Raw genomic sequence first — 12,926 nt, forward strand, 5'->3', positions numbered from 1 at the left:
CTGTCAGGATGACGACGGCGCTGCCGCAATCAACTCGCTCAATACCTGCTTGACCTGCTGCATACCCTGCGCAATGACCGCCTCTATGCTGGCCATGGTAATCACCTCGGATGACTTGCCAGCGGCGGGATTCACCACCAGCGCCAGGCAAGCATAGGGCAACGCCAGTTCGCGAGCGAGCGCCGCCTCGGGCATCCCGGTCATGCCCACCAGATCCGCGCCATCACGCTCCAGCCGCACAATCTCCGCCGCCGACTCAAGCCGCGGCCCCTGCGTCGCCGCATAGACACCGCCCTGCAGATAGCTGAGGTCGCGTGCCTGCAACAACGCCCCCAGCCGCGCAGAGAGCTGCGCATCATAGGGCCAGGAGAAGTCGACATGCACCACGTGCTCCAGATCATCCTCAAAAAAACTGGAGGCACGCCCCCAGGTGTAATCGATGATCTGGTCGGGCACACAGAAGCTGCCCGTGGTCAGCCGCGGATGAATCCCGCCCACCGCATTGACTGCCACAATCTGCTGTACACCCGCCGCTTGCAGTGCCCAGAGGTTGGCGCGGTAATTGACCCGGTGCGGTGGAATACGGTGCGGCTTGCCATGGCGCGCCAGAAAAACCACTTCCTCGCTTCCCATGCGCCCGTGCACCAGCGGCGCAGACGGCCTGCCGAAAGGTGTTTCGGGCCAGTCCTCGCCAAGTAGCTCAATGCCATCCAGCTCGGTCAGGCCCGTGCCGCCAATAATCCCCCAGGTGCTCATGCGTTGCTGCCCTCTGGTGCGTGCCTCGGCTCTTTGGATGATTCAGGTCCGCCCTGGCGCTCACTTGGCTGCGCCTCAGCACGCAAGGCCAACGGATCAGGCAGATGCAGGGTAGAAGTCGGGAAGGCCACCTGCGCTTCGTGCTCTTCAATAATTGCCAGAATCTTCAGCAGCACATCTTCTTTGACGCGGTGATATTCCGCCCATACCGGCGTGGTAAAGCAGTAAATGAAGAAGTCTACCGAGGATGGCGCGCAACGGTCGAAGAACACCATCTGGGTTTGATCCTGCGCGATATCTTCATGCTCCTTGAGCATCTCGCGGACCTTGTGCACGATCGGCTCCATATGGCCGATATCCGCGTAGCGGATGCCGATGTGCTCATAAATACGCCGATGCGTCATGCGCGACGGGTTCTGCACCACGATGTTGTTGAAAATCGCGTTGGGGACATAAATCGGCCGCTTGTCAAAGGTGCGAATCCGCGACAGACGCCAGCCGATGTGCTCGACGGTGCCCTCGATATCGCGATCGGGCGAGCGCACCCAGTCACCGACAGCAAAGGGCCGGTCGAGGTAAATCATCAACCCACCGAAGAAATTGGCCAACAGATCCTTGGCCGCAAAGCCAACCGCGATGCCGCCGATGCCACCAAACGCCAGCACACCGGACACGCTATAGCCAAGGGTCTGCAGAATAACCAAGGCAGCGGTGATGATGACCGAAGCACGCAGCAATTTGCCAATCGCGCTGACCGTGGTCTGATCTACCGGTTTTTCGCGATAACGCGGATCAACCAGGCGTTTTTCAATCTGTTTCATCAGCCGCAGAATGAACCAGCACAGTAGAACAATAAGCAGAATGCGCTGAATCTGGTCCAGTACATCTGCCAGACCCTCATCCATCTGGTTGGCGGTAATCCGCGCCGCCCACATCAATCCCATCGACCAGATCAGCACCCACGCCGGGCGCCGAGCCGCGTAAACCAGGGCGTCGTCCCACATGTTATGGGTGCGCTCGGCACGGCGCTCAAGGTGATCAAGAACGCGCTTGACGACGTAAGCCGCCACCAGCGCGGACAGTACCACCGCGAACACCTGATACACCCAGGCTTCTCCGATCAGCGGTATTTGTTCCAGATTCAGCTCTGCAGTCAGATCATTAATGGTGTCAATCAAACCAGGTCCAGCTCCCTGAGAAGTGAGTAATGCGTGCGCCATTCGGGGCGCGCCTTGTAGTCCGCCGCCACCGTGCTGCGCGCCAGCATGCGCGACAGCCCTGCAGGCGGCTGCAGTTGCCGCGTCTGTGCGTGTATCAACCCCTGCTCTGCTGTTGCTCTGTCATTGCAAATCAACAGCATGTCGCAGCCGGCATTCACCGCGGCATCGATGCGCTCGGCAATGCCACCCACCACATGAGCGCCCGCCATGCTCAAATCATCGCTGAAAATGACGCCGGTAAACTGCAGCTCCTCACGTAGTACCTGCTGCAACCAGTACCGTGAGAAACCGGCAGGCATGGCATCCACCTGCGAATACACCACATGGGCTGGCATGATGCCCCCCAACTGCCCGGCCAACAGCGCAAAGGGCTTCATATCCACCGCCCGAATCTGCTCCTCGCTGCGCTCATCGATCGGCAGCGCAAAGTGCGAATCGGCCTCGGCCCAACCATGCCCCGGGAAGTGCTTACCCGTCGCCGCCATGCCCGCCTGGGTCAATCCATCGATGTAAGCGCTGGCAAGAAAGCTCACACATTCGGGGTCACTACCCAGTGAACGGTTACCGATGACCCCGCTGCGCCCGTGATCCAGATCCAGCACCGGCGCAAAGCTGATGTCCACGCCGCAAGCTAGCATTTCCGTCGCCATCAGCCAGCCGGCGGCGCGCGCGGCAGCGCCAGCCTGCTCGCCGCCCTTACGGGCGATATCTGCCAGCGCCGGTAAACGCTGCACGCCACGGCGCAACCGCTGCACTCGCCCGCCCTCCTGGTCTATTGCGATCAACATATCGGGGCGTACTGCCCGGATAGAGCGCACCAGCTGGCGCACCTGCTCAGGCGATTCAGTGTTACGCGCGAACAGGATCATGCCACCGACTTCCGGCTGACGCAGCAAATCGCGGTCTTGTGGCTCAAGCCAGAGGCCTGGCAGATCCAGCATCAATGAAGCGTGTTTCAAACAAAGGTCTCCTGACTTGGAAAGCGACGCCCAGGCTTAGTTAATCGGCGTCAATCTGAACAGTGCAACCGACCGGCGTCCGCTCGAACAGTTCCAGCATGTCGGTGTTGCGCAAGCGAATACAGCCATGCGACAGCGGCACCCCCATGGGCTGGTCATCGCCCGTGCCATGCAAATAGATATAGCGGCGCTGGGAGTCGACCTGACCACCGCGATTGACGCCGGGCTGGTTGCCGCATAACCAGAGTATGCGGGTCAGTATCCAGTCCCGCTGCGGGTTCGCCGCAGCCAGAGCGGGCGTCCACACCTCGCCCGTCGGACGACGACCGCGATATACCGCGTTAAGCGGCTCACCGTCGCCAATGCGCGCGCGCACACGATGCGCGCCACGTGGCGTGCAACCCGAGCCGTTCTGTTCGCCTGGGCCATTGAGGGCTGAAGAAATGGGATAGCGGCACACAGCCGCGCCACCACTGAAACCGGTGAGCTGCTGATTGCCTATCGAGATGTGAATATGGTCCAGCGGCATGACTGTCTCCGTTATCTGCGCACACGATAACGGATCAGCTGCATACAGGTAAGGGTAAAACGCTAAACCGCCGCGCTTTCCGGCTGCGTCACTCTGGCGGGCAAGTTGTCTGCGCGCATACCGGCCGCCAGAAAAGGCACCATCAGACGCAGCACTTCATCCACTGCACGATGCTCGGCAAACTCGGCCTCCGCGATAGCGCGCAGCGCTTTCATACTCGACATGGTGAAGGCTGCGCTGCCCAGCATGAAATGCACGCGCCAGAACAGCTCCTGCGGCGGAATGGTCGGCACAGCCCCGTAAACCAGCGCCATATAGCGCTGAAATACCTTGCCGTACACTTCGGCCAAATATTTGCGCAAGTGGCCCTGGCTTTGACTGAAGGCCAAGCCCAGCAAACGCATGAAGGTAGACAAATCATTGCCGCTACGTGGCTTGACCGCCAGTGCCTGGTCAACCAGCATCTCCAGCAACTGCTCAAGACCAAGCTGGCGCAGGTCTCCACGCTGCTCGTGCTGATCCAGCTCACGCTCCAGGCTACTGACGAACGGATCAAGAAAGCGTACGAAGACAGCTTGGATCAGCGCCTTTTTGGAGCCGAAGTGGTAATTGACCGCCGCCAGATTGACCCCAGCCTTGCTGGTAATCAGACGCAGGGACGTTTCAGCAAACCCCTTCTCGGCAAAGAGTTGTTCTGCTGCATCCAATATGCGTTTAACGGTATCAGACTGCGCCATGTGGACTCCCAGGCTACAAACAATTGTTTCAAACATACGTTTAAAACAGACAAACTGTCAACCCTGTATGGAGCACCGAAACTGTCTCATTAATCGACGCAGACGCCAAGCCTGAAATGCGCTTGAGAAAAACAGGGGTTGCCGAGCAAGAACAACTGTATATAATCACAGCTACTGGATAAACAAACAGGCGCACTTCCATGCAGAAGCTTACCGCAAGACAACAGCAGGTATTGGCCTTCATCAAGGAGTACATGGACGGCAACGGCTACCCGCCGACGCGCGTCGACATCGCCAAGACCTTGGGCTTCAAATCGCCCAACGCTGCCGAGGATCACCTGCGCGCCCTTGCCCGCAAGGGCGCTATCGAAATGATTCCAGGCGCTTCCCGCGGCATCCGTCTGCCCGAGGCCGAGCAGGAAACCAGCGACGACCAGCTTCCGGTTATTGGCCGCGTTGCCGCTGGTGCGCCCGTTTTGGCACTGGAGAACATCGAAGACCATTGCCGCATTGACCCCGGCTTCTTTCACCCGCGCGCCGACTATCTACTGCGTGTGCAAGGTGAAAGCATGAAGGATATCGGCATCATGGATGGCGACTTGCTCGCAGTTCACCGTACCAGCGAAGCGCGCAACGGCCAGATTGTCGTCGCCCGGATTGGCGATGAAGTCACCGTTAAGCGCTTTCAGAAGCAGGGGCGCAAGGTTTCCCTGATTGCGGAAAACCCCGAATTCAAGCCGATTGAAGTCAATCTGGCAGAACAGGAACTTACCATTGAAGGTTTGAGCGTCGGTGTAATCCGCCGCTGAGGAGCTGAGAATGCAGTACGCCCGCCCTGACCAACAGACACTGACCCAGGCCGACCTGTTTCACAATGCGCTGATGGCAACGCGCATGGAACACAGCCGGTTTTCTCGCGCCATACCACAGCAGCCGGCAACCGCGCCGGCCGATGAGCCGGAGTACGGTTACAGCGAAATAAGCCTGCAGGGCGCGGCGCGCCAATGCTTGCAATGGCTGGCACCGGTGCTGCGCGACCTCAGCAATAGCGCTGCACCGCGCTGGCTCACTTTGATAGACCCGCCGGCCAGTCTCAGCAACCAGTGGCTACGCAGCGCCGATCTGGACCCCTCACGGATCATGATCGTTCGCTCCAAGCCCGGCATGGATGCCACCAAACTCTGTTGTGACCTGCTCAAACTGGGCTGCAGCCATACCGTCGTCAGCTGGCTATCACCTGACAGCAGCACTGCGCCGCGCCTTGAGCGTGCAGCTCAGAGCGGTCAGTGCCGCAGCCTCAACATCCGCCTGCAGGCTGCCTGAACGGCAGCCACAAAAAAGCCGCAGAATCAGCTGCGGCTCATACTCTAATCTGGCTCACCTTGCCGGCCCGATGCCTAGTGAAGAACGCGATCCTCTGGAACGTGATCGTCCTCGTCTTCATCCATCATCTGCCCGGCCATCTGCATGCCGGCACTAATCATGGCCTTAGCCACTTCGATGTAATTGCCCTGCAGGTAGTCCTTTGCATCCACCGAAAACTCGATCACCAGCAACGGCTCGCCCTCCTCATCGGAGCGACGCAAGGCCACCTTGCCGTTATCCAGCTCTACGATTTCAAGAAAGGGTGAAGGCATCTGATCTAATCTCCTGTGGTGCAGGCGCGCAGTTTACCACACCCGCCTCGGCACCGCAGCCCTGCTACCACTCGACCATGCCTTCACGGTAACTGCGTACTCGCTCGGACAGGGCAGCCCAGGCTTCCTGAGCCTCAGCCAGCCCCCACTCACCTCCCTTGACCGCACTACTGGCAATCAGGCTGTTTGCCGAGGCTTCGGGTAAGGGTGGCGCTTGCAGCTGCTGCCAGGCTGCCAGCAGTCGCGCCAACCAGGTTTCGCGGTTGTCCGCCAGCTCGGTCAGCTCCGCCAACTCGGGGCCCGGAAAACGTGCCACCACCGAGGGCAACAAAGCCGCCTCAACCTGACGCAGCTCTACCAATGGCCAGCGGTAGCGGTCTGCCACCTCGTGCACCACAGCGAGTACGCCGCGATACAGGTGGAATAGCGCGTGCTCGCGGTGGTACTGCACCAGGCTGAGCGCATCCAGGGCATCAGAAGCCTCGGCTTCTGCCCAGGCATCCAGCGCCCTGCGCGTAAAGAACAGGGCCTGATTGGTACGGGTATAGACTTCGTTAGCCATCGAGGCTTACCTCAACGCTTGGCTTTCTTGCGGCCGTCATCCACCGACCACTTCTTGCCGTCATGAAAAGCGCGCCATCCGCTGGGCTTGCCGTCAATTTCGCTCTGTACGTACTGTTCCTTGGTTTTGCGACTGTAACGCACAACCGTGGGATTGCCATCCGGATCTTCAACCGGCGCGTCCATGAGGAAATGGTATTTGGGGTCGATTTCGCTCTTATGCGGCAGCAACTCCTTCACCAACGGCGCACGCGTCTCCCGGTTCTTCGGGAACTGGCTGGCAGCCAGAAACAGCCCGGAAGCGCCATCACGCAGAATGTAGACATCGTCCACCTTCTCGCACTTCAGCTCCGGCATTTTGACCGGGTCCATCTTCGGCGGAGCGGCTTCGCCGCTCTTGAGCAGCTTACGGGTATTTTTGCATTCGCTGTTGGTACAGCCGAAGTACTTGCCGAAACGACCGGTTTTCAGCTGCATTTCGCTGCCGCACTTATCGCATTCCAGCACCGGGCCGTCATAGCCCTTGATCTTGAACTGACCGGTTTCGATCTCAAAGCCGTTGCAGTCCGGGTTGTTGCCACATACATGCAACTTACGCGTCTCGTCGACCAGATAGCTGTCCATCGCCGTGCTGCAAATCGGGCAACGGTGCTTGGCGCGCAGCACTCGAGACTCACCTTCATCGTCATCGGCAGCCACTTCGTTGCCGGGCACCAGGTTGATGGTTTCCTTACAACGCTCTTTCGGCGGTAACGCATAGCCAGAACAGCCGAGGAAAACACCGGTCGAGGCAGTGCGGATCATCATCGGGCGACCGCACGCCTTGCAGGCGATATCGGTTGGTGTGGGCTGATTAGCGCGCATGCTGCGCTCATCATCCGATGAGGAAGCTGCCTTCAGCTTGGTACTGAAATCAGCGTAAAAGTCATCCAGCACCTGTTTCCAGATGACCTCGCCCTGGGCGACGTCATCAAGCGATTCTTCCATACGTGCAGTGAAGCCGTAGTCCATCAGATTGGGGAAGCTTTCACCCAAACGCTCGGTCACGATGTCACCCATCTTCTCGGCGTAGAAACGGCGGTTATTCAGCGTTACATAACCGCGATCCTGAATGGTCGAGATGATGGATGCGTAGGTAGACGGGCGGCCAATGCCGCGTTTCTCCAGCTCCTTCACCAGACTCGCCTCGGCATAACGTGCCGGTGGTTTGGTGAAGTGCTGCTTGGGCTCCAGCTGCTGCAATGCCAACAGGTCCTCTACATTGATATCGGGCAGCACCTCGTCCTCGCCCCCCTTGCCCTGCGGCGGCAGCACCTTGGTGTAACCGTCAAACTTGAGGATGCGGCCCTTGGCGCGCAGCTCGAAGTCACCAGCAGCAACCTGAATGCTGGTAGACAGGTATTTGGCCGGTGTCATCTGACACGCCACAAACTGACGCCAGATCAGCTCGTAGAGACGCTCGGCATCGCGCTCCATGCCTTTCAGGTCAGCCTGCTTGAGCTTGACGTCAGAAGGCCGGATAGCTTCGTGCGCTTCCTGTGCGCCTTCCTTGCTGCTATAGGAATTGGGCTTCTCGGGCAGGTAATCCTTGCCGAAGGTTTTCTCGATATAACCACGCGCCATGCTGACGGCATCGGCCGATAGATTGGTCGAGTCGGTACGCATGTAGGTGATGTAACCTGCTTCGTACAAGCGTTGGGCCATCATCATGGTCTTTTTCACGCTGAAACTCAGGCGCGTGCTGGCAGCCTGCTGCAGCGTGGAGGTAATAAAAGGTGCGTTAGGGCGCGAGCTCGTCGGCTTGTCTTCGCGCTTGAGAACGCGATACTCGGCTTTTTCCAGCAAGGCCAGCGCAGCATCAGCTTGCGCCTTGTCCGTTGGCCTGAATGCCTCTCCGGCCTGTTTTACCACCTCAAAACGTACAGCCTCAGCTTTGGGCGTGTGCAGTTGCGCGTGAATCTCCCAGAACTCTTCTGGAATAAAGGCGCGAATCTCGCGCTCGCGGTCCACGATCAGCTTTACTGCGACCGACTGCACGCGACCGGCAGACAGGCCACGGGCAATTTTCTGCCACAGCAGTGGCGATACCATGTAACCAACTACGCGATCCAGAAAACGGCGCGCCTGCTGCGCGTTAACCCGGTTCAGATCCAATTCGCCCGGTTTGGAGAAGGCGTCCTGAATGGCTTTCTTGGTGATTTCGTTAAAGACTACACGCTTATAACGGCTATCGTCGCCGCCAATACTTTCCCGCAGGTGCCAGGCAATCGCCTCCCCCTCGCGGTCCAAATCCGTTGCGAGATAGACGGTGTCGGCGTCCTTGGCCAGGCGGCGCAGTTCGTCGACCACCTTTTCCTTGCCGGGCAAAATCTCGTAGTGCGCTGCCCAGCCGTTGTCCGGGTCCACGCCCATACGCTTGACCAGTTGCGCGCGCGCCTTGGCCTGCTTTTCCTGCTCGCTGGCTGGTGCCGCCTTGCGACCACCTTTGGGTTTGCTCTCGGTCTTGGCGCTGCCGCTGGTGGGCAGATCGCGAATATGACCGATACTCGACTTCACGATGAAATCGTGACCAAGATACTTGTTGATCGTCTTGGCCTTGGCCGGTGATTCCACAATGACCAGTGCTTTTCCCATAGGTAATCGTTTTCCTGACTCAAGCTGGTTGAATGGCCTACAAATTTTTGCAGCGCTGCCGTAACGGGTACCGCCGGCCGCCGGAGTGGCCAGAGCCTACACGTCTTCGCTGATAAAGGTAAAGCGCGGATATCTTTTGCCGTCAACCTCTACACATTCTTCGAACATGGCCTGCGGCCGTACCCAAAGATCGAAATTGCCGTAGAGCGTGCGATAAACCACCAGCGTCTCTTCAGTCTCTGAATGGGTCGCCAGGCCAATCACCTCGTAGTCCTTTCCTTTATAGTGCCGATAACGTCCGGGACGCATTACTAACCCTCCTCTATTGATGGCAGCCCTTGCCAAGCATCTGTCACACATAAAAAAGCCGAGGCCCAAGGCCTCGGCTTTAGTCACATCAGGACCGAGTTAAACGCGCTCAAACACGGTAGTGATGCCCTGGCCCAGACCAATACACATGGTCGAGATGCCGATGGTGCCCTGATTTTGCTTCATCACGTTCAGCAGCGTGCCGGAGATACGCGCACCGGAACAGCCGAACGGGTGACCCAGAGCGATAGCGCCGCCGTGCAGGTTCACCTTTTGCTCCATCTGATCAAGCAGTTTCAGGTCCTTCAGAACTGGCAGTGCCTGGGCGGCGAAGGCTTCGTTCAGCTCGACAAAGTCAACGTCGTCCATGCTCAGGCCAGCACGCTTCAGCGCTTTCTTGGTCGCGGGAACCGGACCATAACCCATGATCGCCGGATCAACACCAGCCACCGCCATGGAACGGATTACCGCCAGCGGCTCCAGACCCAGGGCCTGTGCGCGCTCAGCGGACATCACGATCATGCAGGACGCGCCGTCAGTGATCTGCGAAGAAGTACCGGCAGTCACGGTACCGCCCTTGGGATTGAACGCCGGGCGCAGTGCGGCCAGGCTTTCCAGGGTGGTTTCCGGGCGAATGGTTTCGTCAGTGGTGAACAGCTTCAGGAAGCCGTTCTCGTCGTGACCTTCCATCGGAATGATCTCGTCCTTGAAGTTGCCTTCAACGGTCGCCTTGTGAGCCAGACGGTGAGAGCGCTCACCGAAGGCGTCTTGCTGCTCGCGGGTGATGCCATGCATCTTGCCCAGCATTTCAGCGGTCAGGCCCATCATGCCGGATGCCTTGGCAGCATACAGCGACATGGCCGGGTTCGGATCAACCCCGTGCATCATGCTGACGTGACCCATGTGCTCAACACCACCGACCACAAACACATCACCGTTACCGGTCATGATGGCTTGGGCGGCGGTGTGCAGCGCGCTCATGGAAGAACCGCACAGACGGCTGACCGTCTGCGCTGCGCTGGTGTGCGGGATCGGCGTCATCAGCGAAGCCATGCGGGCGATGTTCCAGCCCTGCTCCAGGGTCTGGTTTACACAGCCCCAGATCACATCTTCCACCTCTGCCGGATCGATCTTCGGGTTACGCGCCAGCACGCCGGTGATTAGGTTGGCTGACAGGGTTTCGGCACGTACGTTGCGGTACATACCACCCTTGGAGCGACCCATCGGGGTGCGGCCGAAGTCGACAATAACAACGTCTCTCGGATTCAGGCTCATAGATTTACTCTCGCTGTTAACCGAAGAATTTCTGGCCGGTCTTCGCCATTTCACGCAACTTTTCAGTCGGTGCATACATGGCGCCGAACTCGGCGTATTTGTCTGCCATGGCCACAAACTCGGCCACACCAATGGTATCGATATAGCGCAGTGCGCCACCGCGGAAGGGCGGGAAGCCAATACCGTAGATCAGGCCCATGTCTGCGTCGGCAGCCGACTCGACGATGCCGTCTTCCAGGCAGCGCACGGTTTCCAGACACAGCGGAACCATCATGATCTCGAGGATTTCCTCGTCGGTGAACTCGCGCTGCTCCAGTACCACGGGCTTGAGCAGTTCGTAGGTTTCGGGGTCGACTACCTTCTTCGGCTTACCCTTCTTGTCCATCTCGTACGCGTAGAAGCCCTTGCCGGTCTTCTGACCCAGACGGTTGGCTTCGTACATGACATCAACCGCGGTCTTGGTCTTGTCAGCCATACGGTCGGGATAACCCTCAGCCATCACATCACGACCGTGGTGACCGGTATCCATGCCAACGACATCCATCAGGTACGCCGGGCCCATCGGCCAGCCGAATTTCTCCATGACCTTGTCGACGCGCTGGAAGTCTGCACCCATATTGATCAGACGGGCAAAACCGCCGAAGTAAGGGAACAGAATGCGGTTGACCAGGAAGCCAGGGCAGTCGTTGACCACAACCGGCGTCTTGCCCATCTTCTTGGCGTAGGCCACGGTGGTAGCAATTGCCTTCTCGCTGGACTTCTCGCCGCGAATCACCTCAACCAGCGGCATCATGTGCACGGGGTTGAAGAAATGCATGCCGCAGAAGTTCTCGGGACGCTTGAGCGCCTGAGCCAGATAGGTAATGGAGATGGTCGAGGTATTGGAGGCGATGATCGCATCGTCACGCACCTGACCTTCAACCTCAGCCAGTACAGCGTGCTTGACCTTGGGGTTCTCAACCACTGCCTCAACCACCACGTCGACTTCCTTGAAATCACCGTAGGACATGGTTGGGCGAATGGCGTTGAGCGCCTTGGCCATTTGCTCAGGCTTCATGCGGCCTTTGGCCACGCGCTTGCCGAGCAGCTTGGACGCTTCGTCCAGACCCAGCTGGATGCCTTCCTCACGGATATCCTTCATCAGGATAGGCGTACCCTTCACAGCAGACTGGTAAGCAATACCGCCGCCCATGATACCGGCACCCAGAACAGCACCCAGTTTCACGTCGCCAGCTTGCTTGTCGTACTGTTTGGCCTTGTGCTTGAGCGCCTGATCGTTCAGGAACAGACCTACCAGGCTCGCCGCCACAGTGGTCTTGGCCAGCTTGGCAAAACCGGCAGCTTCAATTTCCAGCGCTTTCTCACGGCCATGGTTGGCCGCTTTCTGGATAGTCTTGATGGCTTCAACCGGCGCCGGATAGTTCGGGCCAGCCTGACCGGCAACAAAACCCTTGGAGGTTTCGAAGGCCATCATCTGCTCGATGGTGTTGAGCTTGATCTTTTCCAGCTTGGGCTGACGCTTGGCCTTGTAGTCCAGCTCGCCGGACAGCGCACGCTTGATAATATCCAGCGCGCCTTCTTTCAGTTTGTCGTCGGCAACAACGGCATCAACGGCACCCATTTTCAGCGCCTTGTCTGCACGCTGCTCGGTGCCGCCGCAAATCCATTCAATGGCGTTATCAACACCAATCAGGCGCGGCAGACGAACAGTACCGCCAAAGCCCGGATAGATACCCAGCTTCACTTCCGGCAGGCCGATCTTGGCGCTGGCAGCCATGACCCGGAAATCCGCCGCCAGACACATTTCCAGACCACCACCCAGCGCAATGCCATTGATTGCAGCAACGGTGGGTACATTCAAATCTTCAAAGGCATTGAAGATCTTGTTCGCCTCCAGATTGCCGGCTACCAGGTCTTCTTCCGGCAGCTTGAAGGTGTTGACGAACTCGGTGATGTCGGCGCCGACGATGAACACGTCCTTGCCACTGGTGACGATAACGCCCTTCACATCACTGTTGTTTTGAATGGCCTCGACTGCCGCTTGCAACTCGGACAGTGTGGCGCTGTTGAACTTGTTGACTGACTCGCCCTGCAGATCAAATCTGAGCTCGACAATGCCGTCTTCAAGACCTTGAACCGTGATGGCTTTACCTTCGTAAATCATCAACTGATCTCCACGCTATGAAAGCACATGAGAAACACCAGTCCCGCTCCCGGCAAATAAAGCCGGTGGAACACTGATGTCATGAACGATCCCGATACCTGGGAAACAATGAACTGAAAATTCATACAACCGTTTGATTCGGGTG

Annotated in this window: 13 protein-coding genes; 2 read left to right on the forward strand and 11 right to left on the reverse strand. The window is 58.4% G+C overall.

The genetic code is table 11. The features are described 5' to 3' along the window. Positions 1 to 3 precede the first annotated feature (3 nt). The 5 genes from BLU26_RS05160 to BLU26_RS05180 all read right to left on the reverse strand — a co-directional run bounded on the left by BLU26_RS05160 (position 4) and on the right by BLU26_RS05180 (position 4,201). Positions 4 to 756 (reverse strand): S-methyl-5'-thioinosine phosphorylase, encoded by a 753-nt coding sequence (locus tag BLU26_RS05160; protein WP_092284487.1) that lies wholly within the window; start codon positions 754 to 756, stop codon positions 4 to 6. Next, positions 753 to 1,934 (reverse strand): mechanosensitive ion channel family protein, encoded by a 1,182-nt coding sequence (locus tag BLU26_RS05165; RefSeq protein ID WP_197674534.1) that lies wholly within the window; start codon positions 1,932 to 1,934, stop codon positions 753 to 755. The genes BLU26_RS05160 and BLU26_RS05165 overlap by 4 nt, the downstream gene beginning before the upstream one ends. Continuing rightward, positions 1,931 to 2,917 carry a beta-N-acetylhexosaminidase gene (nagZ, locus tag BLU26_RS05170; protein ID WP_092284491.1) on the reverse strand — a complete coding sequence of 329 codons (987 nt, stop codon included), beginning with the start codon at positions 2,915 to 2,917 and terminating at the stop codon, positions 1,931 to 1,933. Before nagZ ends, BLU26_RS05165 begins: the two co-directional genes overlap by 4 nt. Before the next feature lie 58 nt (positions 2,918 to 2,975). Next, the gene (locus BLU26_RS05175; protein ID WP_092284493.1) at positions 2,976 to 3,464 is read right to left on the reverse strand and encodes a L,D-transpeptidase; all 489 of its coding nucleotides are present in this window, start codon (positions 3,462 to 3,464) and stop codon (positions 2,976 to 2,978) included. Positions 3,465 to 3,526: 62 nt separating this feature from the next. After that, on the reverse strand, positions 3,527 to 4,201 hold the full coding sequence (locus BLU26_RS05180; protein WP_092284495.1) for a TetR/AcrR family transcriptional regulator: 675 nt from the start codon (positions 4,199 to 4,201) through the stop codon (positions 3,527 to 3,529). 200 nt (positions 4,202 to 4,401) lie between these two features. Between BLU26_RS05180 and lexA the strand changes: the two genes are divergently transcribed. Together lexA and sulA are read left to right on the forward strand one after the other, a co-directional pair. Further along, positions 4,402 to 5,010 (forward strand): transcriptional repressor LexA, encoded by a 609-nt coding sequence (gene lexA, locus BLU26_RS05185; protein ID WP_092284497.1) that lies wholly within the window; start codon positions 4,402 to 4,404, stop codon positions 5,008 to 5,010. A 10-nt stretch (positions 5,011 to 5,020) separates the two neighbouring features. Continuing rightward, the gene (sulA, locus tag BLU26_RS05190; protein ID WP_092284499.1) at positions 5,021 to 5,524 is read left to right on the forward strand and encodes an SOS-induced cell division inhibitor SulA; all 504 of its coding nucleotides are present in this window, start codon (positions 5,021 to 5,023) and stop codon (positions 5,522 to 5,524) included. Between the two features lie 74 nt (positions 5,525 to 5,598). On the opposite strand, the gene BLU26_RS05195 is transcribed toward sulA, so the two are convergent. The 6 genes from BLU26_RS05195 to fadB form a co-directional block, all read right to left on the reverse strand. After that, positions 5,599 to 5,838 carry a hypothetical protein gene (locus tag BLU26_RS05195; RefSeq protein ID WP_092284501.1) on the reverse strand — a complete coding sequence of 80 codons (240 nt, stop codon included), beginning with the start codon at positions 5,836 to 5,838 and terminating at the stop codon, positions 5,599 to 5,601. A 64-nt stretch (positions 5,839 to 5,902) separates the two neighbouring features. Beyond that, the gene (locus tag BLU26_RS05200) at positions 5,903 to 6,400 is read right to left on the reverse strand and encodes a DUF6586 family protein (RefSeq protein ID WP_092284503.1); all 498 of its coding nucleotides are present in this window, start codon (positions 6,398 to 6,400) and stop codon (positions 5,903 to 5,905) included. Between the two features lie 11 nt (positions 6,401 to 6,411). Then, on the reverse strand, positions 6,412 to 9,033 hold the full coding sequence (gene topA / locus BLU26_RS05205; protein ID WP_092284505.1) for a type I DNA topoisomerase: 2,622 nt from the start codon (positions 9,031 to 9,033) through the stop codon (positions 6,412 to 6,414). Positions 9,034 to 9,129: 96 nt separating this feature from the next. After that, positions 9,130 to 9,342: a DUF1653 domain-containing protein gene (locus BLU26_RS05210; RefSeq protein WP_197674535.1), complete on the reverse strand. Its 213-nt coding sequence runs from the start codon at positions 9,340 to 9,342 to the stop codon at positions 9,130 to 9,132. A 99-nt stretch (positions 9,343 to 9,441) separates the two neighbouring features. Continuing rightward, positions 9,442 to 10,617, reverse strand: a complete 1,176-nt coding sequence (gene fadA, locus BLU26_RS05215) for an acetyl-CoA C-acyltransferase FadA (RefSeq protein ID WP_092284507.1) — start codon at positions 10,615 to 10,617, stop codon at positions 9,442 to 9,444. Positions 10,618 to 10,633: 16 nt separating this feature from the next. Then, positions 10,634 to 12,781 (reverse strand): fatty acid oxidation complex subunit alpha FadB, encoded by a 2,148-nt coding sequence (gene fadB, locus BLU26_RS05220; protein ID WP_092284509.1) that lies wholly within the window; start codon positions 12,779 to 12,781, stop codon positions 10,634 to 10,636. Positions 12,782 to 12,926: the final 145 nt, after the last annotated feature.

The sequence above is a fragment of the Halopseudomonas sabulinigri genome, assembly GCF_900105255.1.
GTDB lineage: Bacteria > Pseudomonadota > Gammaproteobacteria > Pseudomonadales > Pseudomonadaceae > Halopseudomonas > Halopseudomonas sabulinigri.

What these genes read in the sequence shown, in the direction of transcription:
- topA (WP_092284505.1), bottom strand. Translation starts at nt 9,033, where the DNA reads ATGGGAAAAGCACTGGTCATTGTGGAATCACCGGCCAAGGCCAAGACG.
- BLU26_RS05175 (WP_092284493.1), bottom strand. Translation starts at nt 3,464, where the DNA reads ATGCCGCTGGACCATATTCACATCTCGATAGGCAATCAGCAGCTCACC.
- BLU26_RS05160 (WP_092284487.1), bottom strand. Translation starts at nt 756, where the DNA reads ATGAGCACCTGGGGGATTATTGGCGGCACGGGCCTGACCGAGCTGGAT.
- lexA (WP_092284497.1), top strand. Translation starts at nt 4,402, where the DNA reads ATGCAGAAGCTTACCGCAAGACAACAGCAGGTATTGGCCTTCATCAAG.
- BLU26_RS05200 (WP_092284503.1), bottom strand. Translation starts at nt 6,400, where the DNA reads ATGGCTAACGAAGTCTATACCCGTACCAATCAGGCCCTGTTCTTTACG.
- sulA (WP_092284499.1), top strand. Translation starts at nt 5,021, where the DNA reads ATGCAGTACGCCCGCCCTGACCAACAGACACTGACCCAGGCCGACCTG.
- BLU26_RS05180 (WP_092284495.1), bottom strand. Translation starts at nt 4,201, where the DNA reads ATGGCGCAGTCTGATACCGTTAAACGCATATTGGATGCAGCAGAACAA.
- nagZ (WP_092284491.1), bottom strand. Translation starts at nt 2,917, where the DNA reads ATGCTGGATCTGCCAGGCCTCTGGCTTGAGCCACAAGACCGCGATTTG.
- BLU26_RS05195 (WP_092284501.1), bottom strand. Translation starts at nt 5,838, where the DNA reads ATGCCTTCACCCTTTCTTGAAATCGTAGAGCTGGATAACGGCAAGGTG.
- BLU26_RS05210 (WP_197674535.1), bottom strand. Translation starts at nt 9,342, where the DNA reads ATGCGTCCCGGACGTTATCGGCACTATAAAGGAAAGGACTACGAGGTG.
- fadA (WP_092284507.1), bottom strand. Translation starts at nt 10,617, where the DNA reads ATGAGCCTGAATCCGAGAGACGTTGTTATTGTCGACTTCGGCCGCACC.
- fadB (WP_092284509.1), bottom strand. Translation starts at nt 12,781, where the DNA reads ATGATTTACGAAGGTAAAGCCATCACGGTTCAAGGTCTTGAAGACGGC.